Below are 19,707 nucleotides of genomic sequence, written 5' to 3' on the forward strand. Positions count from 1 at the left end.
AAGTGCTGGGTGATGCCATCACCCCGGAAATCGCTGATGCCTGGGGCGCTCTGTATAACGAGCTTGCCGCCCTTCTGATCGACCTTGAAGAACAACGCTATCGCGAGTTTGAGCAACGTCCGGGCGGATGGCGCGGTACACGCCGTTTCAAGATTGCCAGTACCCAACAGGAAAGTGCCTTAATTCGTTCTTTTATCCTTGAGCCCGAGGATGGGGGTCGCGTGGCTGACCATGAACCAGGTCAGTATATCGGTGTACGTCTGACCATTAATGGCGAACCGGTTTATCGGCATTACAGCCTTTCAGATACCCCGAATGGCCGAAGCTATCGCATCTCGATCAAACGCGAAGAACAGGGGCAAGTCAGCCGCCATTTCCATGATGTCTTACAACCAGGCGACACCCTGGAGCTGTTACCGCCGGCAGGGGCCTCACCTTGGTCAATGGTGACGAGCCTCTGCTGTTTGCCAGTGGCGGCGTTGGTCAAACGCCGCTACTCCCCATGGCGCGCCATGCCTTGTCCCTTGGGCGGCAGGTTATCTATCTACACGCGGCCTTGGATGCCGAGCACCGCTCCAGCGCTCAGGGTGTGCCGCTCTGGCCGCGAGGTTGAGGGCATGGCGCTTCGCCAGTATGGCCTTGTTCTCTCCGGTATGGCGCTGCACCGGCGTCACGAAGCGGATAGCACTGTGGCGATGCTCATGGTTGTACCACTGCACGAAGCCGTGCACCCACTGCTGTGCTTCTGTTAGTTCTGCAAAGCCATTGGCAGGGTAGTTCGGCACATATTTGCAGGTGCGGAACAGGGCTTCAGAGAAGGCGTTATCGTTGCTGACTCGCGGCCGACTGAACGAGGGCTGGATCTGTAGATCCCGAAGCTTCTCCAGCAAGGTTGCGCCTTTGAAGGGGCTACCGTTATCGGCGTGTAACACCAGCGGTTGGCCCACGATATTTTCGGCCAGCACCGCCCGCTCAATGACGGTACGGGAGTTGGCGGCAGACTCTCCCAGGAAAGCCTCCCAGCCCACCACCTTGCGGCTGAAGATATCGAGGATCATCACCAGATAATAGTAGGTTCCCTTGGCTGGGCCGGGGAGCCAGGTACAGTCCCACGACCAGACCTGGTTCGGTGCTGTTGCCGTATGTGTGGTCGGTGCAGGCTGTGATTTACGGGCTTTGGCACGACCGCGGTGAGCCAGCTGGCCATGTTTGCGCAGCACACGATAAAAAATGGAGACAGATGCGATGTAACGCTGCTCTTCGTCCATCAAACGCACAACGATCTGATCCGGTGGTAGGTCAGCAAACTCGTCCCGGTGACATTGCTTTAGGATCTCGGCCTCTTCCTCTGCGGTCAGTGCATTGGCAGGCACCGGGCGCTCAGTTAAGGGGCGCCGGTCAGCTGTAATCTCACCTGCCTGCACCCAGCGTTGATGTGTTCGGATCGATATACCGATCACGTCACAGGCTGCCGTCAGCGTGGCACCGTTTTCACAGGCATTAGCGATCAGTTGCACGGCATGTTGGCGATCCTCGATACTGATCATGACTCCTCGTCCCCCCAGATCGCCCGTGCTTTTTTTGACAGCGTCAGCAGTGCAGCCGTCTCCGCCAGTGCAGCATTTTTACGTTGCAGCTCTCGCTCCAGCTCTTTAATACGCTTGCGCTGCTGCCTGACCTCATCGGCCTCTCGACGACGCTCGTCATAGGACAGGCTGGCCGCTTGTTCGCAATCCTGTCGCCAGCGTTGCAGTTGCTCGGGGTAGAGACCTCGCTGACGGCAATAGGCGGCAACCTCTTCAGTGTTCATCGCTGCGGTCTCAGCCACTGCCGCAAACTTATCACGGGACGACCAGCCTTCTACGCCTTGATCACTGGCATCGGGCAGGCAGCGCCCCTGCGCACGAGCTTCTTTACGCCACTTGTAAACCGTGGCTGAAGAAATGCCTTCCTGGCGGGCAACCTCTTCGATGCTCTGGTTGTAAGGTGGTAACAGTTTGGCCACAACGGCCTGACGTCGCTCATCGGAGTAACGAGGCATACAGATCTCCAAACGCCCCTGAATGAATAAGAGAGTTTAACAACGGGCGCGACAACTATCCTGACAGAGGGGGCGATGCAGCTACCCCACCTTCAATGAGCGGGAAAAAGTTCACATGCTGTTCAGTTCCGGCGTGTAGGGTGCCGTGAATTCTGGGTCACAGCCCCATCCCCCTGCACCGTAACTGTGTAATCAAAGGCGAACCCTTTATTCAAGGCGACTTACCATGGGCTGATTGATACACCCCTGGGCACCTAAACGGTAAATGAATGCCTCTTTTAAGAACGCATCTGCCGCTTGGTATTGCCATGACAGAGAATCGCCAGCTAAAATTTTCCCGTTTACAACAATCGGTGAGTTCTGAGAGGCCCGGCGAAGCGGGAGACCGCTTGCATATTAGCCACTGAATATAAGAGCGAGAAGGTTCTCAAAAGCACCTAAATAATGTTATTTCCTTGGAGGCTCACCAAGCAGTTGAAGGCTATTGCCTATGACACGTTCAACTGACCGGCCTGAAGCAATTAATTCATTATCTTTCCATGGCGCTGCCAACATCTGCAAACCTATTGGCATCCCATTATTATCTTTTCCTACGGGCATGGTCAGCCCGCAAAGCCCCATGAAATTGGCGATACAGGTATTTTGCAGTACATTGAAATTCGCGCTCATGTAGGAGTCATTATCTATAATATCATCGAGTACAGGAGGGGTGTTAACCAGTGTTGGCATTATTAATGCGTCGATATTTTGAAGGCTTCTCTCAGCATCATTTTTGAATTTATTTAGCAATTTTATTCGGCGTATATATTCAACGGCTGACATTTCTCGTGCCGACTCAAGACGCATTGCAATTTTAGGATCGAGATTATCGATGGCCTTCGGTAATTCTAAAGTTAGAAATGCTAAAAGCTCAGCAGCAGAGAGTCCACCCTCAACTAAAAGTTGGTACGCTTCATCTGTATTTGGAATATCAAAGGTTTTTATAGTCGCTCCGGCCGATTCGATCATCTTGATGGCGTTGTGCACTGTTTCCGCAATATCAGCTCTACAGTTATCCCAAAAATATTTTTCAGGAACACCGAAAGTTAGGCTTTGTATGTTAGGGATTTCTTTAGAATAGAGCCCGCGCTTGCTGGCGTGATCGTCCAGTGAAGAAAAGGCAAAGGCTATATCATCGACACTTCTAGCCAATAGCCCTGGAGTGTCGAGAGTGGAAGACAACGGCACAATTTTATTTGTAGACCAGCGACCTGCGGTGGTCTTGAAACCAGCAACTCCAGTCATCGAGGCAGGAATACGGACCGAACCTGCCGTATCAGTGCCTAGAGCCAATGCAGCGGTTCCATTGACCAGCGATACCCCTGCTCCGGAGCTGGAACCACCGGGAGAGCGATGGCATTTGGGGTCCCATGGATTTCTCGGTGCCCCCCAATGCGCATTGGTTCCTAAACCGCCATAAGCAAACTCAACCGAATGTGTCTTGCCCATCATGCTAGGTATCTGACTCAGCAGTTTTTCGACGATAGGGCCAGCTTGCTCCCATTCGGTTGGAAGCCTCTGAGAAGAACCAGCATAAGTAGGAAGTCCGGGAACCGCATAGATATCTTTTATTGACACGGGTATTCCCATTAGCATTCCCGCATCCTTTCTAGCTTCAAAAAGCTTATCAATGTAGCCTGCAGATTTTAACGCTTGGTCACCACACCAAGTAAGATAGGCATTGTCCGTTGTTTCGTAAGATGTATAGTTATCAATGCTCGTTTCAGCAAGTTGTGTAGCAGTCAAATCTCCATTGCGCAGTTTAAGGTATTGATCGCTCAGCGATAAAAAAATGGGCATCTCATGCATGTTGGAAATCCTTATTTATTTTGGTAAGTCTTTTGATGTCAATTAGGATGTTGTACCGTCTGGAAAAGAGTTGGTGTAAGCCATAATTTTTTCGATGGTGCTTGCGTATGATAAAAGGTTGATGTCATCAAAATGATGACCAATCATTTGCAGGGAAAGCGGGAGACCATTACTGCTTAAACCACATGGTAAAACGACAGATGGTTGCCCCGTAACATTGGATGGCATAGTGATCATGGGATAATCGTTCCAGTAATATATGGGTACGCTAAACAATTCAGGGGCAGGAAATGGGCTGCCTGCAGTAACCATAAAATGAAACCCGCTCATGGCAGTGGTTGTCTTCTCTATCAAATCTCTGCGCATACGCTGTGCACTAATATATTTGTCAGCACTGATCAAGGCGCCACATGCGAGCCTCAGCCTCGTTGTTTTCGAGTAGAGTTGCCATTTGGTTTTCAACCATTTTTCATGGAGGCTATAGGCTTCAGATAATAAAATTGTTAACCCACAAGCATGATAATCCCAAAGGCTGGGGAGAGTAATGTCAACTACATCTGCGCCAAATTCACGAAATAGTTGAAGTTTTTCTGAAATGGATGTTGTTACTTCTTCATTGCTCTGGATATCGCTGGAATAGAAATGCCTGACATGAGCAATACGAACCCCTTTGAGGCTGTTATAATCTCCAAAGCTGTTGGCAGGAGAAGGATGCTCTGCCGCTTTCGATTTGTACAGAAGACTGTCTGAGCCTGCCATCGCCTTCAAGATAATCTTTGCATCTTCGGCTGTACGTGTCAGCGCTCCACAGTGGTCAAGAGACCAAGCGAGAGGAAAAACGCCGCGGCGACTCAAGACATCGTAAGTTGGCTTGTGACCGACAACACCACATAGTGCTGCAGGCATTCGGATAGAACCCGCAGTATCTGAACCCAATGCAACGGGCACCATCCCGCTTGCTACAGCAGCGCCAGAACCACTGCTGGACCCCCCTGTAAAATGCTCGGTATTCCATGGGTTTCTTGCAGAAGGAAACGCTTGATCATTTGCAGGCCCGCCAAAAGCAAACTCATGTGTCGCGAGCTTTCCAACAACAATCATGCCTGACTCACGCAGCCTCGCGACCACCTCAGAATCCTTAGTCGGTACGTGCTCTAATAGAATTCGTGAATGGCAAGTTGTTGCTAATCCAGCCGTATCGTAAATATCTTTTACCCCTAAGGGAATACCGTCAAGTGGTCCAATTTGTTTTCCAAGTTGGCGCCTTTCATCCGATGCCCGAGCTTGCTTCAAAGCATTGCTACGGTCCATTTTAACAAAAGCATTGATGTTTCCATCTATGCTTTCAATGCGTCCCAGGCAAGACAAGACTAATTCTTCACTACTTAAAGTACCATCTGAAAGAGCGCGGCTAGCCTCGGCTATAGTAAGTTGATAGTTGTTTTTCATGTTGATTAACCTTTTGATAAAAGATTGCTATTTGTTTGATAAGTTTCCCAAATAAAGATAAGTAGCAGGTTCGCTATCATGCTCTGTTGTTGCATCAATGCTTGGTACCTTAGATAAAATATTCAAATTAAGTTTCTCCATCCCGCTTCTAAGTAGTCCTAGTTCTTCATCAGAGCATTGAAAATTCTTTAGCGTTTCTGATACTTTTTCTGTTAGTTCCATTTTGATTCTCCGTAATTTAATATTCGTAAAATAATATCATTAACTAAAGTTCTGTTTTATGCATCTAACACTGTGGTCTTTAGAAATAATCCTGTTTTCAGGAGGTGCCATAAGACATTGACTTTCTGCCGCATTGCAGCGCGGTGAAAAAGGGCAACCTTTTGGCAAAGCACGCAAATCAGGAGGAGAGCCCGGGATAACATGTAATTTTTTCCCCCTCATCCCTCCGTGTACTGTTGAGTTGAGCAGACCCTCGGTATAAGGATGGGCATGAATATCGAGTACTTTTTGCAGTGGGCCGTACTCTACAAACCGGCCTGCATACATGATTGCCAAATCATCTGAAACTTCTGTTGCAACACCTATATCATGAGTTACAAAAATAAGGCCCATACCCATTTCTTCTTGGATAGATTTTAATAGCCTTAGAATTTGAATCTGGACTGTCACATCAAGTGCTGTGGTGGGTTCATCTGCTAACAAGAGTTTAGGCCTGCATGCTAGAGCCAAAGCAATCATAGCTCGCTGTCTCATGCCGCCAGAAAGCTCATGAGGGTAGTTTTTCATTCGTCTTTCAGGTGAAGGTATTTGAACCAATTCAAAGAGTTCTTTTATTCTCCTCCAGGCTGCTTCCTTACCACATTTTTCATGTTTAACTATAGATTCTACAATCTGATCACCAACGGTAAAAACAGGGTCAAAAGCACTCATGGGCTCTTGGAATATCATGGCTACTTCTGGGCCCCTAATGCTGCGAAGTTCTTTATCACTAGCTTGTGAGATATTGAAATTATTGAGAATTACTTGGCCCTTTACCTCTGATTTTTTTGGCAAGAGTCCCATCATGGATTTCAGGGTAATCGATTTACCCGACCCTGACTCACCCAATATACCGAGGGTCTTCCCAGAGTCCAGTACAAAGCTGACGCCATTGACTGCGTCGACTCCGCCAGTATCACTAGGCAGTTTTACACATAGTGAGTTTACCTTTAATAAGCTATTATCCGCTTTACTAGAGGCGAAACCTAGTGGTTCTTCAGCAGCTAGAGTCATTGAGTTACCTCGTATGAAATATACCCAGATTTTGAGTGTGAAGAGCTCGTGTCTGCCATATGACAAGCGACAAAGCTTCCAGAGCCAGTTTTAGTTAGCTTTGGTTCGGATGCTTTGCAAATAGATTCTGTATAGGGACACCTTGGACAGAATTTGCAGCCTTTCGGCAAGTCGATAGGGTTGGGGGGATCGCCTGTCAGCTGAGGCTGCCGGCCTCGTTGACGATGATCTAGGCTAGGCCGAGAGGCGAGCAGCGCCTGAGTATAGGGATGACGTGGACGAGAATATAAAGTATCAGTGTCTGCAAGTTCGACCACCGTGCCCAAATACATTACAAGTACCCGGTCACTGATAAAATGAACAACATTCAAATCGTGTGAAATGAACAAGTATGTTAAATTTAACCTTTCGCGGAGCTTCAAAAGAAGCGTCAGAACCTGTGCTTCGACTGATTTGTCAAGTGCTGATACTGCTTCATCTAAAATCAGTAGCCGTGGGTCAAGAGCAAGTGCACGTGCAATATTAGCGCGTTGTCGCTGACCGCCAGACATTTGATGTGGGTATCTACTTCCAAATAGAGCCGGGTCGAGTCCAACGGCCTCTAGGAGCATGTTCGCTTTTTCAGCAGCTTGCTTCTTATCCATTCCATGCGCTTGAGGTGAAAAAGCAATACTGTCGCGAATTGACATTCGGGGATTCAAGGATGAGAAGGAGTCTTGGAATACCATCTGCATGTTTCTACGCAGTTCGGATATACTAATGCCGTTAGGACTCCCTACTTCCTGGCCATCAAAAATCACACTTCCTTGATCCGGTTTTATGAGCTGCATTAGTAGTCTTGCCGTTGTGGATTTCCCACAACCAGACTCTCCAACAATTCCTAGGATCTCACCCTTTTTTATTGATAAAGATATATCGTCTACTGCTTTGACTTCTGCTTGAACCCGGCTGAAAAGCCCACTGCGAATAGGAAAGTATTTTTTTAATTTTTCGACTGTAAGGAGAGGTTGTGCAGGGCCTCCTATATCCCTTGACTTTGCTGTTTTACGGGTATAATTCATTGTTTTTCGCCTCTAATAAAACTGGTTTATTTCTATTCTTGTTTATAGCCTTACATCCATAGCGCTACGCAATCCATCGCTCAGTAGATTGAAACACATTGATGTTATAAATATGGCTAGACCCGGTAGTGCAGCAAGCAATGGGTTGACCCAAATAGCTTGGCGCAGATTGTTGAGCATTAGGCCCCATTCCGCAGCAGGGGGAGAAACACCTAGCCCGAGAAAAGAAATCCCCGCTGCTAGTATAATGCTTAAACTAATTAAACTTGTTGCATACACTAAGATTTGACCAATTACATTAGCCAAAATGTGCTGGCGAATAATCGTGATTGATCTAGCCCCGCTTGCTTTTGCGGCCTCCACATAATCAGCACTCCTGCACTGTGTGGTCACACTTTCAGAAATCCTTGTAAGCGGTGGTATGAAAGTAATAGTGAGTGCGATAAGTGTATTGACAAGACCGGTTCCTAAAACTCCATTAATTGCCACAGCTAGTAGAACGGCCGGAAAAGCATAAAATACGTCCATAATTCTCATGATTAGCGTATTAGTTATTCCACCTGTATAACCTGCTAATATGCCGAGACTGCCGCCGATCATCAGTGCAATAAGGACAGGAGCAATACCGGCCAAAAGAGAAAGCCTTGCACCATAGACTATTCTCGCCCACATATCACGACCTACTTCATCGGTGCCTAACCAGTGTCCCTCGGTTCCAACAGGGCTCAGGCGAGCCATGACATTGCCCTGATATGGGTCGTGTCCCGTAATCAGTGGTGCAAAAATGGCAAGCAAAAAAATTCCAGCCAGTACTGCTCCAACTATTATAGTGACTGGATCGTTCTTAATCCTCTTTCCTACACCCGACCAGTAATTTTCAGGTGTATTTTCATTTTTAGATATTGGTTTATTTATTTGTCCTGCCGAATTTAATGACGTCATTTATTTTTCACCTATCGCCTAATGCGTGGATCAATTAGAGCCTGCAAGATATCAACAAGTATATTGACAATAACAAATATTGCTGCAAGCACTAATATAGTGGCTTGTAGCGTTGGGATGTCTCTGCGGAAAATGGCAAGGTTCAAGAGGTTTCCTGCTCCAGGCCAGTTGAATACAGTTTCAATCAATATTGACCCACCAAGCATATATCCGAACTGAAGTCCCATTACAGCTAAAATAGGTGGCGCAGCATTTTTAATTATATGTATCATGACGCGCTTTTCCAACAGCCCCTTGGCTCGCAAAGTATCGACGAAATCTAAGCTTTTTACATCAAGAATACTTGCTCTGCTAACTCGGCTTACTACACCTATTGGTATCAATGAAAGGGTTATAACAGGCAGTAGCAAGTGTTTTATTCCAGCAATAAAGCCTGCTTCTGGTGGAGCCATGCCTTGCGCAGGTAGAAGATTAAAGTGCGCAGAGAAGATGGCCACTAATACCATGCCTATCCAGAAGTGTGGCAAGCTAACTCCTGCAATGGCTATAGCAGAAAAAATCTTATCTAACGGTTTTCCATAGTTGATCGCCGATAAAGTTCCAAGAATAGATCCCACTCCAAAACCAAGTATTGTTGCATATATAGCAATTTTAAGCGTGTTCTTCAATGCTGAAAATAGTTCCGGAGCTACTGGTTGTAATGTGAATATAGAAACACCGAAATCGCCTTGAATGACATTTTTTAGCCATAGAATATATTGAACATAAAGAGGCTGGTCTAATCCAAAGCGAGCTCTAAGTTGTTCTGCCACCGCCCGAGGAGCTTCTGCTGGTATTAATAAATCAACAGGGTCGCCTGGCATTAGTCTTACTAGTAAAAATACTACTAGGGACACACCAAATAATATTGGAACACCTTGAAGAAGGCGTCGTATGAAAAATGCCCACATGTGGTTACCCTTTTTATGGCCTGTCGGTTCTCGAGTGCTAGGCGGCTTTGGCCACCCAGCACCCCCTGCTCAAGCATTTATTAAAATCGACTGTGTTCAAGGTATTTATGTTAATAAATTCTAATGTTTCTTTAGCTTCCAAGATGATTATTTATGCTTAAGGCTATCGAATTTTTTCAATCTTCAATATAGACTTGTGTCAAATCTTGAAACCATGATTGTGCAGATACAAACCCTTTTACTTTTGGAGACATTGCTCGTGCATTGGTGTCATGAACAATAAATGCCCATGCCGCTTCATCAACGACGCTCTCATGAGCCCTTGCCGTATACTCATCTACTAAATCAGGATCAAAGGATGAAGTGGCTTCTACATAAGCTTCATCAAACGAATCAGAAGTGAAGTGGGCCCAATTAGAGCCATTAGGTGTTGAAAATGGGCCGTAAAACCAACGCCCCATTTGGGAAATATCTGATGAGGGGGAAGAGAAGTTTATTGCATCAACGCCCATGGATTGTGACCCCGTCGGCTCATTACGATATGCTACGAGCATAGTTCCCCAATCCACTACTTCGTAGTCAATATTGAAATAGCATTCTTGAAGGTTTTGCTGTAAATACTCGTTCATAGGGATTGGCCACATCTGACCTGACCCACTTGTCGAAATCATGACGCGCAAATTTGCTATATTCTCATTGCTATAGCCAGCTTCATTCATAAGATTTCTAGCGTGATCTGGCTGGTAACTATAGTCCTCTTCTGGGTTGCCAAACTGAGGGTGGTCAGGTGGAAAAAAGCCCTTTGCGGGTGCTGCTAGGCCGTTTAGTAAATGAACAATATTCTCTCTGTTAATACAATAATTCAGTGCCTGTCTGACACGGACATCAGCAACCGGGCTTTCTGGATTTGCTAGGTTGAAAACCCAGGGCCATATATGTGGGTAAATATTGGAAACTATTTCAAATCCAGCACCTTCTAGGCTTGGAACTGCGTCCGGAGGTGGCACCTCTATCCAGTCTACCTGTCCTGAACGCAATGCAGCGAGTCGCGTTGTTGCTTCCGGCATCGGGTATAGCTGTAATTCACTCAGTAGTGGAATACGGTTTGCATCCCAATAATCATCATATCGCTGGAGCTTGACTGACTGCCGTGGTGTATAGGATACAATTTTAAAAGGACCAGTTCCGGCAGGAGAACGTGCAAATTCAGCCCAATTACGACCCACACTCTCAAATTGGGCAGGGCTCGACATCAATATGTATACGACTAGATATGGGAAATCACTTGATACGCGGGAAGTATCTATCGCAACGGTTTTCGCGTCGATTTTTTCCCAGCCACTAATTAGGGGATTTCTAGCTTGCGTGATACTAGCGCCTGTCGGATCGAATTGTTCAGAGCTTTCATCATAGAACCGCCGCAAATTCCAGATAACTGCGTCAGCGTCAAACGCTGATCCATCGTGAAAAGTTACTCCCTCTCTCAACTCAAAAATCCATCTTTTATCATTTTCTGGATCAATATACCATTCTTCGGCAAGTCCGGCCTTCAATCCTGCGTTTACCTTGTCACTACTCAGATCCCAAGATATTAACCCTTCGAAAGCGGTATAGCCGAGAAAGCGCATACCTTCATAGCCATTGTCTGGCATGCCTGTGGTTGTAGGTATGTCACTTGCTGTCATGGCTATTCTAAGAATCTGATCACTCTGAGCAAACGCGGACGTTGTCAATCCACCTGTTATTGTGATGGTTGCTAGTGCAATGGCTTTGGATAATTTTTTTAATTGGTATGTCTTGTAACCAGCTAATTTTTTTTTGGTGCACATTAGATCTTCCTCATGAAAGCATGTCAGCGTCTTAATTCATTTTTACTGCTATCTTACTTAAACTTAATTTACCAATGCCAAAGCCATGCCAGGTATGAATAAATGCAACTGAATCAATAGACTAAGACTGTCTTGAATTTCTATTGTGTTGTTTGAGCGCCTTTTGTGCGTCTTGATGAATCATCAGATTTTTTTGTGCACTAAGTTAGTGCGAGGTCATCTGCTGAAGTGATTGTGAAAAGACGCGCTTCCGATCTGCCTGTATTCATAGAAGCAAGTGCAGCAGTGCGTCAGGCGAAGCCTGACCACTCGGGAGCTTATTGGGAGAGAAGGGGAAAGGTTACCCCGCCTATTTCATCACGGCCTTCGGCGAGCGGCATTTCGGGGCTTCCCGACGGTGCTGACTGAGCGACCGCCGGATCCCGCCTCCGAGCGGCGCGGCATTGATAGCTTTAAGTTCTCATTTATGTCGATTTTATTTCCATCAGCTATTGATAGCTGTCGATTGGCCATGGGCGATGCTCGGCGAGACGCCGATCTCGGTGGCAATCCGTGCTGTCGTGGAGAGGACTACGACAAGGCGCCCAATCGCGGTAGCGCCTTCAGCGCCGAGGGCCACCATCGATCTGCGGCGGCGCCTAGCCGCAGCGTGATCTGCCGGGCGTGCACCGTGATCGTCGCTGCGACCTTGAGCAGCTGCTCCCGCAGCCGTATCAGGCTCCAGCCCTGCTGCGTCTGACTCTCGATCAGGCAGCGCAGCCCATGCAAGACCTGGTAGGCGCAGAGACTCAGCAGCAGGTTGACCTGATTGCGCGCCATGACGTCCTGTACCGTGGAGGCGCCACGATCCGTCGACGAGAGATGCACGTTGAGGGCCGACTTCAGCTCGCTCATGTGGGCCTCGGCCTTGCCGCGCTTGCGGTACAGAGCCAGGACCTTCTCCGGCGGGTAGTCGAGCTTGTTGAGGTTGGTGACCAGGAAGAACGCATGAAACAGCAGGTCGTCGGGATTCTCCTGCACGACCAACACCACGCGGCGCGGTGACTCCCAATTCTCCGCCTGGTATTCCAGATCATGGCACCACTCGCGGGGTGTCTCGGGCGGTCTGCCGGGCGGCCGGGTGAGGTAAGGCTCAGCCTTGGCCTGCAATATCGAGTTGCTCTTCAATTTCCCCAGATAGGCGATGTCCCGGGCATCCATGGCCGTCAGCGTCTCGCCATCGGTGAAGCCAGCATCCAGGCGCACCTGTATCTGCGCCACGTCTAGGTTCAGGCCTTCCGCCATGCGCTGGACCAGATGCGGAATCCAGGTATCGGCATCCTCGGCCGGTCCGACATTGCCTTCGCGCAACAGGCCGCCCTGGTGACCAAAGACCTCGACCGGCAGGCCGTCGATATCCAGGGTCAAGTGCTTGGCGCGTTGACCGCCGTGAAGCGAGCGCAGCCGCCAGATAGCCAGGCGCAGCAAGCCCTCGTGGAGCGTATCGATGTTGTCATCCATCCCCAGACAGCCGAGCAGGCGCGACAGGGTCGCTTGGGAAGGACGTGCCTGACTCAGGGGTGTCAGTCCGCGGGCATCACTACATGCCAAGTGCCAGAGCGGATCCTGCTGGAGGATGCCGGTATCGCTCAGGTCGTACCAGCCCATGGCGCGTTGGAGCACGATGGCACGTATCTGGCTGGCCAGCGAGTGGCGGACCCGCAGCGGATCACGCGGATCGACGAGGTGGTCTTCCATGGCCTCGATGACACCGCTGCGATCGAGGGCTTCACGGAGCAACAAAGTGCCGGCATCACTGGTGGTCGCGTCGCCACTGAGCTGGACGTTGATGGAGCCATTGCAGGACGGCGACCAGGTCGTTAGAGTTTCACCCATGGCGGTTGGTCCTCTGGAATTAGGTTCTTGGTCGAATTTTCTTATTTATCAATAGGATACCATCCTACAATGTTCTTTTACAGGCCTGCCTGGTGAATATCCCGGGGTTACGTGTGTGGTCCCGCGAAGTAAGTGCCCGAACACAAATTTCCCGCTATTCTTATAGTTACCTGATTACGCATAAGGCTCAGCCATCTTCAGGAACCGGTACGGCATCGGAGGCGTTCTCACCGCCACTGTCAGAAAGCGCGGGATCATGGCCTTGAGGTCATAGCGCCGATTGAAGCGATACTCGAACTCGGTCAGGTAGCGTGGGGCATGCTGCCCGCGGATAGCATGGTACGTACCGGTGATCGCGTTCTTGACGTTACCCAGCAGAGTGTTGATCCAGTTGAACGCGGGATTCTCCACACTGGCACGCCCACCCCCGGTGATGTGACGCTCATGGACATAGGTAGGGGTGTCAAAAGGCTCGGAAACACCCGAGGCCGTCGCTGATGACTCGACTGCCAGGCGCAATGGCCTGCTGGGCGCTGGGCGTAGCGGCGGATCTCGGTGAGGGTGAAGCCGCTCACGCGGCGAAGCTGAACACGCTGCGGATGGCCTTGCTCGTTGGTTTGTACGGCCGCCACGAACGGGAACTTGTGCTCAGCGCCGCGCCCGCGCTTTCCCGGCCGTTCACCGCCTAGGTAAGCATCATCTTGGAGTGGTCAACCAATTTGTGACACCCCAGTTAAGCTACTTTCTTTAGTTCTGCCATTGCTGATTCGTAATCATTGGGGCTGGTGTAATCTAGACATGATGTTTTGACCTGCCCGTCCTCAACGATCATGGGTTACCGTTGAGGATGGGTACAACCCCTTAAGCAGAGCCACATTGAGGAGGGCAAGTCATGGCCTAGTTTAACGCTGAATCCGCTTCAATTCACACCGTCGGTGCTCCCGTAGAGCCGGAACAGGAAACGATTCATAGCGCTTATGTCGGCCTGGATGTGCACAAAGAGACGATTGCGATCGCCGTTGCTGAGCCTGGGCGACAAGAGCCGGTTTACGAAGGTGAGATTGCCAATACGCCCAAGCGGGTCGAGCGTAAGATTCGACGGCTCAGCGAGCGTTATGGCGGGGGCCAGCTGCAATTTGTCTATGAGGCCGGGCCCTGTGGGTATGGTTTGTACCGCCAACTGCTGACGAGCGGCCACGACGTCCAGGTGGTGGCGCCCTCGCGGATTCCGAAGGCGCCCGGCGAACGGATCAAGACCGATCGGCGGGATGCCCTCAAGCTGGCCCGGCTGGCCCGCAGTGGCGATCTGACGCCGGTCTGGGTGCCGGATACCGAGCAGGAGGCCATGCGCGACCTGACCCGGGCGCGTGATGACATGAAGGCTCAGGAGCGCAAGGCACGCCAGCAACTGAACGCCTTTGTACTGCGCCACGGCCACCACTGGCCGAAGGGTAAATCCCGCTGGACCCAGACCCATTTCAACTGGCTGGAGTCGTTGCGGTTCGAGCACGACTGGCAACAGGTGGTGTTGCAGGAGTATATCGAGGCGGTCAAGGCCGCAAGCCGGCGGGTGGCTGATCTCACCGTCCAGATGGAGCGGGCCTTGCCACAATGGTCGCTGGCACCGGTGGTGGAGGCGTTGGTCGCCTTGCGTGGCATCGACAAAGTGGCGGCCATGGTCCTGCTGGCCGAACTGGGCGATATCAGCCGCTTTGATTCGCCACGCCAGCTGATGGGCTTTCTGGGGCTGGTTCCCAGCGAACACAGTAGTGGTTCGACACGGCGCCAGGGCGGGATCACGCTCACCGGTAACAGTCACGCCCGGCGAATGCTGGTGGAATCGGCGTGGAGCTATCGCTTCCCGGCGCGCCAGACGATGCATTTGAAGCGCAAGGCGGCGGGTGCGCCCGAGGAGGCCAAAGCCGTCGCCTGGAAAGCCCAGAAACGCCTGTGCGGGCGTTACCGGGACCTGACCCGGGCAGGGAAGAACACCAAACTGGTGTGTGTCGCCGTGGCGCGAGAATTGGCGGGCTTTATCTGGGACATTGTCTGCCGGGTAATGCCGGCGGCACAGGCGGCGTAATAGGCCGTCGCTAACAGGCGGATATCGAATTCAGGTGATCGACCATCAAGCTTATGGAGGTGCCAGGCACTTTGAGTCAGGGCAGGATCGGCCGGTGTGGAGAACCCTTGGTCGGGCTAAACCGGTACTTGTCAGGGATAATCCCAAAGGGCATTCCCGACAAGTGATCCCTGCTTCTAGAGAAAGGCAAGCTCCGCGACGCAGTGAAGTCAGGTGGTAACCAATCCACGTATATCAGCATGATCCACCGTCGCAATCTGCTTGATCCTGTCCTGCCCCAGGGCTATCGCAGTTGAATAAACTGCTGGATGATGGCGAGTAGATAGTCATCATCCCACCCCGCCTTTTTGCGTTTCCCTTTCTTGGAGCCTTTTGAGGGCTCTTTCTCAGTGGCATTAAGCGCCAGTTTGCGCAGTAGCGCCAAATTTTCTGCGCCATAATCGCGACGCGTACGATTTTCATCTTCCTTAAACGTGACATCCAGCACCCAGTGCAGGCTATTCTCAATGGCCCAATGCTGACGGGTCACATCGATCATACGCTCTGGCGTCATGGCTTCACTCAACAAGTAATAGGCACTTTCTTCTGTTACTTCATCAGCCAGATCCCGACGCCGCGTCACGCGCCCAACCGCGCTTAAACCGGGCCACTGATGGCCTTCCTGGAGCCAATCCAAGTCCGTGATAACAGTGGCTGAGCGCGTTTCAATGCGACCGTGGCCACTATCTGTCACGGCAGTTGTTTCGGCCTCATGCGCCATCATGAAACGGATGTCGTCGAAAAGCGTCTTTTGGTTACCTTTTACAGCCAATACGTACTGACCATTAGCCTCTACGATCTGTTCAGAGAGCGAGCGCTGACAATGCATCGCATCGGCCGTGATCGTCACATCCGATAACGACAACCACTCGAGTAGCTCGGGAACGGCCTGAATCTCGTTGGACTTTTTATCGACCGATAGCTGCCCCAATACCAAACGTTGCTCCGCGGCCCAAACATTGACAAGGTGTAGTGGTGATTGTCCGTCGACATGGTCATAAGCACGCCTAAGGGACTTGCCGTCTACAGCGACGACGCCTTCTACTTTTGCGGCAAAATCCGACATGAACGTCAAAAAGCGCTCATGAAAGGCCCGTGGATCCAGATACCGAAAAACGCGGCTGAACGTATCGTGACTTGGCGTTCCGTGCGGCAGCGAGAGGAAACGACCCAAAAAATCCGCTTTCGAACGGGCGAATAACGCCATATCGGAACAGTCTTCGGCACCGCTGATGACGGCGCAGAGGGCAATGAATAAGACCTCGTTTAACGGATATCGAACATTGCTACCTCTGGGGTCAGGAAGGTTATCAAAGCATGACGTCTCGATGAGCATGATCTCTCTCTGATAAAGCAAATGGCAATGCTTTCAGGATGCTTGCTCATGGGACGGTATGTCTAATCTATCTGCGATAGCCCTGTGTCCTGCCCCAAGGTGCCTGCAACCCGGAGGTGTAACATGTAGAGTCCGTGCAAGCCTTGACAGGTCAAAACATATCAGCCCGTTTTCCTGCCATTCTCCAGGCTGGCACGCCCGAGGCACCTTATTACACCAATTCCAGTCAATTGCCGGTGGGCCATACCGATGATCCCTTTGAGGCGCTTAGCCACCAGGATCCCTTACAGACGCGTTATACCGGCGGCACGGTATTGCATCTCTATATACGCGAACGGATTACCTCGGCCTCGGCCTGCCGCAAGCTGGTAAAAACGGCGCTCTCTCACTTTCGCTTACCGTACCTCACAGTGACACCCACTTTTTCGATCTGCCCGGTACATGGCTACCTGGCCGGTGAACACGAGTTCTGCCCCAAGTGCGATGAAGCACTCTGGGCGCAAACGGAGAGCGCAACCGACGTCGCCACGGCATGAGGCTTTTGCCTCATTTTTATCAACACGTTAAAGGAGCACACAAATGCAAACCACTCGATACGCCAACTTGCCTACTGAACAGCGTCAGCGCTGCGAAGTGTGGACCCGGGTTATGGGTTACCACCGGCCAGTGAGCCAGTTCAATATTGGTAAGCGCGCCGAACACCGGGAGCGCCGCCATTTTACTGAAAGCGCCGCCTCTCGATAGCTAACTTTCACACTTCACTCACGACTGCTGGGTGCCTGGCGACAGGCACCCAGCAGGGATTATCACTATGTCTATTATCGCGACGCTTGACGACACCAGCGCGGTCCCCGGCTCGATCCGCCTGCCTATCGCCGGTCTCGTCCCCATGACGACGCTGGACTACCCCGACCATCTGGCGTGCGTTGTCTTTCTACAAGGCTGCCCACTACGCTGCGGCTACTGCCACAATCCCACCATGATCGTGCCGCGACGAGGCGAGCCTCAAGAGTGGCAGACGGTGCTTGAGTTTTTGGCTTCTCGTCAAGGTCTGCTGGAAGCCGTTGTTTTTAGCGGAGGGGAGCCAACCCTGAATACCGGTTTGCCAGCGGCAGTTAAGCAAGTAAAAGCCATGGGATTCAAGGTAGGATTGCATACCGCCGGCGTTTATCCTGACCGCTTAGCGCGGCTCTTGATACACCTTGACTGGGTGGGATTGGATGTCAAAGGGCGTGGAGAAGCATTTGATCGTATCTGTGGTCGCCCCGGTATGTGGCAACGACATGCCCGCAGTTTGGGGGCCTTAATTGAAAGCGGGGTCAGCTTTGAATGCCGCACCACCATCCACTGGCAAGACTTTCAGCTTGGCGACGTGGAACGCCTGGCGCTCACCCTTGCCGACTGCGGAGTACGTCACTACGCGCTCCAGCTGGCTCGCAACGAGCAATGTCTGGACCCAAGCTATACTGAGCCTGTTAACGACGCCCCCTCTAACGCTCGGCTGAATGCGCTGGTCAAACGCCTGAAACCGTATTTTAGCCGACTTGAGGTACGCCACTAATGCTTCCCTTTTGGACCCAGATCAACATTAAACGTCCATGTTGTGATTGCAACTTACTGAATATTCATACAACATATTTGTTTAATAGTTTGACTACTAGCGGAGCACAGCGCCCTCCATGCATCTTACCCGATTCACCGATTATTCAATACGCGTATTGATTTTTCTTGCCGTAAAAGGAGAAGAGCGTTCTACTATCAATGAGATCGCAGAGACCTTTGATATCTCTCGGAATCATTTGATGAAAGTCGTTCAAGAGCTTAGTCAGAGGAACTATGTGACAGCTATCCGAGGCAAGAATGGCGGCCTACTACTGACACGCGACCCTGCCACTATTGTGCTGGGCCAGCTTGTGCGCGAAATGGAACATGGCATGGAATTAGTCGAGTGCTTTCATAGCGATAATAGCTGCATTATCACCCCCTCGTGCCGGCTACGACCCATCTTGAACGAAGCACTGACAGCATTTCTGGCGGTACTTGACCGTTATACTCTGGCAGACGTGTTGACCAATCGTTATCCGCAGTTGGCGGGATTAATGCGTATACCCACCGTCAACACCTGACGATCACTAGAAACAAGCCTATTGATGTCAGACAGGAAAGCCCTCCCTAGTTGCACTACAATAAATGCATTATAGATACACTTTAAGCTCACTATTAATGATCTCCACTTTGTCCAATGAGGTTGTCTATGGCTATCACTCCCCCATCCATGCCCTCCGTTGCTCAATCTGAGGCGCCACTAACTACAGACGCACCTAATAGCTTTAAGAAATGTCGCGGGCGCGGCGTAGCTATCATCGTGTATATGCTCTTTCTGGGTAGCGTGTTAGCGGTCGTCACCGCTCCCATTGGGGTGCTCATCGCCCACATGAAAAAACACGATGCTGAAGAATGGGTCGCTTCCCATCTGCAGTTTCAGATTCGAACGTTCTGGTTAGGGCTATTAGGCGGGGTGTTGTTCACGGCTATTTGGCATCTACTGGGCTGGATCGGGCTACCCGCAGTAGCCCCCTGGGCACTAGGCTATCTCTATTTTACAGCCTGCCTGATATGGATGGTGGGCCGTTGTGGGGTAGGCATTACCCATCTCACCAACAACCATCCAGTGGCTAACCCGCGAAGCCTTGCCTTTGGCGGTGCCCGAGTCACCCTGGCTGATCGCTAGGGCCTGTTGACGTTTCATCGCGAACCGTGAGTGAAACGTCAACAGGCCCTAATGAGCGCTTGAGCACCTCAATGGTTTTAATACGCCTGCATCAGAACGGATTGCAGGCGCCATGTATTATTCGTTCAGCCGTCCTGCCCGTCCACACGCGCCTGCATCAACGGCCAAGTATAGTGCACTAGGAATATACTGTAGGCCAAACACCAGGCGATAATGCTCAGCGTGTAGGTCCAGTGGGTGAGCTGGGG

The 19,707-nt window shown here is 50.7% G+C and carries 17 protein-coding genes and 3 pseudogenes; 7 read left to right on the plus strand and 13 right to left on the minus strand.

Features of this window, described 5'->3' with window-relative positions:
* Positions 1-577, plus strand: a pseudogene (locus tag V8L70_RS21065) (FAD-binding oxidoreductase); the annotation flags it as partial.
* Here the strand turns inward: V8L70_RS21065 and V8L70_RS21070 are convergent.
* The 12 genes and pseudogenes from V8L70_RS21070 to V8L70_RS21125 all read right to left on the minus strand — a co-directional run.
* A complete protein-coding gene (locus V8L70_RS21070) occupies positions 537-1,547 on the minus strand; it encodes an IS3 family transposase (RefSeq protein WP_336270528.1) in 1,011 nt (336 codons plus the stop codon). The pseudogene V8L70_RS21065 and the gene V8L70_RS21070 sit on opposite strands and share 41 nt — an antisense overlap.
* Positions 1,544-2,041, minus strand: a complete 498-nt coding sequence (locus V8L70_RS21075; protein ID WP_336270529.1) for a transposase — start codon at positions 2,039-2,041, stop codon at positions 1,544-1,546. Before V8L70_RS21075 ends, V8L70_RS21070 begins: the two co-directional genes overlap by 4 nt.
* Positions 2,042-2,488: 447 nt before the next feature.
* Complete coding sequence (locus V8L70_RS21080) at positions 2,489-3,889, minus strand: amidase (RefSeq protein WP_336270530.1); 1,401 nt, start codon at positions 3,887-3,889, stop codon at positions 2,489-2,491.
* A 42-nt stretch (positions 3,890-3,931) separates the two neighbouring features.
* A complete protein-coding gene (locus V8L70_RS21085) occupies positions 3,932-5,338 on the minus strand; it encodes an amidase (protein ID WP_336270531.1) in 1,407 nt (468 codons plus the stop codon).
* Between the two features lie 27 nt (positions 5,339-5,365).
* Positions 5,366-5,560, minus strand: coding sequence for a hypothetical protein (locus V8L70_RS21090; RefSeq protein WP_336270532.1), 195 nt, complete (start codon positions 5,558-5,560; stop codon positions 5,366-5,368).
* Positions 5,561-5,599: 39 nt separating this feature from the next.
* The gene (locus V8L70_RS21095) at positions 5,600-6,613 is read right to left on the minus strand and encodes an ABC transporter ATP-binding protein (RefSeq protein WP_336270533.1); all 1,014 of its coding nucleotides are present in this window, start codon (positions 6,611-6,613) and stop codon (positions 5,600-5,602) included.
* Positions 6,610-7,674, minus strand: coding sequence for an ABC transporter ATP-binding protein (locus V8L70_RS21100; protein ID WP_336270534.1), 1,065 nt, complete (start codon positions 7,672-7,674; stop codon positions 6,610-6,612). Before V8L70_RS21100 ends, V8L70_RS21095 begins: the two co-directional genes overlap by 4 nt.
* A gap of 42 nt (positions 7,675-7,716) precedes the next feature.
* Positions 7,717-8,616, minus strand: a complete 900-nt coding sequence (locus V8L70_RS21105; RefSeq protein WP_336270535.1) for an ABC transporter permease — start codon at positions 8,614-8,616, stop codon at positions 7,717-7,719.
* 11 nt (positions 8,617-8,627) lie between these two features.
* Complete coding sequence (locus tag V8L70_RS21110; protein ID WP_336270536.1) at positions 8,628-9,566, minus strand: ABC transporter permease; 939 nt, start codon at positions 9,564-9,566, stop codon at positions 8,628-8,630.
* Positions 9,567-9,742: 176 nt separating this feature from the next.
* The gene (locus V8L70_RS21115; RefSeq protein ID WP_336270537.1) at positions 9,743-11,395 is read right to left on the minus strand and encodes an ABC transporter substrate-binding protein; all 1,653 of its coding nucleotides are present in this window, start codon (positions 11,393-11,395) and stop codon (positions 9,743-9,745) included.
* A 570-nt stretch (positions 11,396-11,965) separates the two neighbouring features.
* Positions 11,966-13,270 (minus strand): transposase, encoded by a 1,305-nt coding sequence (locus tag V8L70_RS21120; RefSeq protein ID WP_336270538.1) that lies wholly within the window; start codon positions 13,268-13,270, stop codon positions 11,966-11,968.
* Positions 13,271-13,444: 174 nt separating this feature from the next.
* Positions 13,445-13,971, minus strand: a pseudogene (locus tag V8L70_RS21125) (IS1595 family transposase); the annotation flags it as partial.
* A 263-nt stretch (positions 13,972-14,234) separates the two neighbouring features.
* Between V8L70_RS21125 and V8L70_RS21130 the strand changes: the two are divergent.
* Positions 14,235-15,353, plus strand: coding sequence for an IS110 family RNA-guided transposase (locus tag V8L70_RS21130; RefSeq protein ID WP_336270544.1), 1,119 nt, complete (start codon positions 14,235-14,237; stop codon positions 15,351-15,353).
* A gap of 283 nt (positions 15,354-15,636) precedes the next feature.
* On the opposite strand, the gene V8L70_RS21135 is transcribed toward V8L70_RS21130, so the two are convergent.
* Positions 15,637-16,728, minus strand: a complete 1,092-nt coding sequence (locus V8L70_RS21135) for an ISAs1 family transposase (RefSeq protein ID WP_336270539.1) — start codon at positions 16,726-16,728, stop codon at positions 15,637-15,639.
* A gap of 167 nt (positions 16,729-16,895) precedes the next feature.
* Here V8L70_RS21135 and nrdD (V8L70_RS21140) point away from each other — a divergent pair.
* From nrdD (V8L70_RS21140) to V8L70_RS21160, 5 genes and pseudogenes are all read left to right on the plus strand, one after another.
* Positions 16,896-17,264: pseudogene (gene nrdD, locus V8L70_RS21140) on the plus strand (anaerobic ribonucleoside-triphosphate reductase); the annotation flags it as partial.
* Positions 17,265-17,307: 43 nt separating this feature from the next.
* Positions 17,308-17,472 carry an anaerobic ribonucleoside-triphosphate reductase gene (gene nrdD / locus V8L70_RS21145; protein WP_336270540.1) on the plus strand — a complete coding sequence of 55 codons (165 nt, stop codon included), beginning with the start codon at positions 17,308-17,310 and terminating at the stop codon, positions 17,470-17,472.
* Between the two features lie 67 nt (positions 17,473-17,539).
* Positions 17,540-18,289: an anaerobic ribonucleoside-triphosphate reductase activating protein gene (locus V8L70_RS21150; RefSeq protein ID WP_336270541.1), complete on the plus strand. Its 750-nt coding sequence runs from the start codon at positions 17,540-17,542 to the stop codon at positions 18,287-18,289.
* Between the two features lie 118 nt (positions 18,290-18,407).
* On the plus strand, positions 18,408-18,854 hold the full coding sequence (locus V8L70_RS21155) for an Rrf2 family transcriptional regulator (RefSeq protein WP_336270542.1): 447 nt from the start codon (positions 18,408-18,410) through the stop codon (positions 18,852-18,854).
* Positions 18,855-18,982: 128 nt separating this feature from the next.
* Positions 18,983-19,459 (plus strand): DUF4870 family protein, encoded by a 477-nt coding sequence (locus tag V8L70_RS21160; RefSeq protein WP_336270543.1) that lies wholly within the window; start codon positions 18,983-18,985, stop codon positions 19,457-19,459.
* The last annotated feature ends 248 nt before the right edge of the window (positions 19,460-19,707 follow it).

This window comes from Vreelandella arctica (genome assembly GCF_037070215.1).
Classification (GTDB): Bacteria; Pseudomonadota; Gammaproteobacteria; order Pseudomonadales; family Halomonadaceae; genus Vreelandella; species Vreelandella arctica.

Coding starts and splice junctions, on each gene's coding strand:
- V8L70_RS21070 (WP_336270528.1), bottom strand. CDS start 1,547: ATGATCAGTATCGAGGATCGCCAACATGCCGTGCAACTGATCGCTAAT.
- V8L70_RS21075 (WP_336270529.1), bottom strand. CDS start 2,041: ATGCCTCGTTACTCCGATGAGCGACGTCAGGCCGTTGTGGCCAAACTG.
- V8L70_RS21080 (WP_336270530.1), bottom strand. CDS start 3,889: ATGCATGAGATGCCCATTTTTTTATCGCTGAGCGATCAATACCTTAAA.
- V8L70_RS21085 (WP_336270531.1), bottom strand. CDS start 5,338: ATGAAAAACAACTATCAACTTACTATAGCCGAGGCTAGCCGCGCTCTT.
- V8L70_RS21090 (WP_336270532.1), bottom strand. CDS start 5,560: ATGGAACTAACAGAAAAAGTATCAGAAACGCTAAAGAATTTTCAATGC.
- V8L70_RS21095 (WP_336270533.1), bottom strand. CDS start 6,613: ATGACTCTAGCTGCTGAAGAACCACTAGGTTTCGCCTCTAGTAAAGCG.
- V8L70_RS21100 (WP_336270534.1), bottom strand. CDS start 7,674: ATGAATTATACCCGTAAAACAGCAAAGTCAAGGGATATAGGAGGCCCT.
- V8L70_RS21105 (WP_336270535.1), bottom strand. CDS start 8,616: ATGACGTCATTAAATTCGGCAGGACAAATAAATAAACCAATATCTAAA.
- V8L70_RS21110 (WP_336270536.1), bottom strand. CDS start 9,566: ATGTGGGCATTTTTCATACGACGCCTTCTTCAAGGTGTTCCAATATTA.
- V8L70_RS21115 (WP_336270537.1), bottom strand. CDS start 11,395: ATGTGCACCAAAAAAAAATTAGCTGGTTACAAGACATACCAATTAAAA.
- V8L70_RS21120 (WP_336270538.1), bottom strand. CDS start 13,270: ATGGGTGAAACTCTAACGACCTGGTCGCCGTCCTGCAATGGCTCCATC.
- V8L70_RS21135 (WP_336270539.1), bottom strand. CDS start 16,728: ATGCTCATCGAGACGTCATGCTTTGATAACCTTCCTGACCCCAGAGGT.
- nrdD (WP_336270540.1), top strand. CDS start 17,308: ATGCAAACCACTCGATACGCCAACTTGCCTACTGAACAGCGTCAGCGC.
- V8L70_RS21150 (WP_336270541.1), top strand. CDS start 17,540: ATGTCTATTATCGCGACGCTTGACGACACCAGCGCGGTCCCCGGCTCG.
- V8L70_RS21155 (WP_336270542.1), top strand. CDS start 18,408: ATGCATCTTACCCGATTCACCGATTATTCAATACGCGTATTGATTTTT.
- V8L70_RS21160 (WP_336270543.1), top strand. CDS start 18,983: ATGGCTATCACTCCCCCATCCATGCCCTCCGTTGCTCAATCTGAGGCG.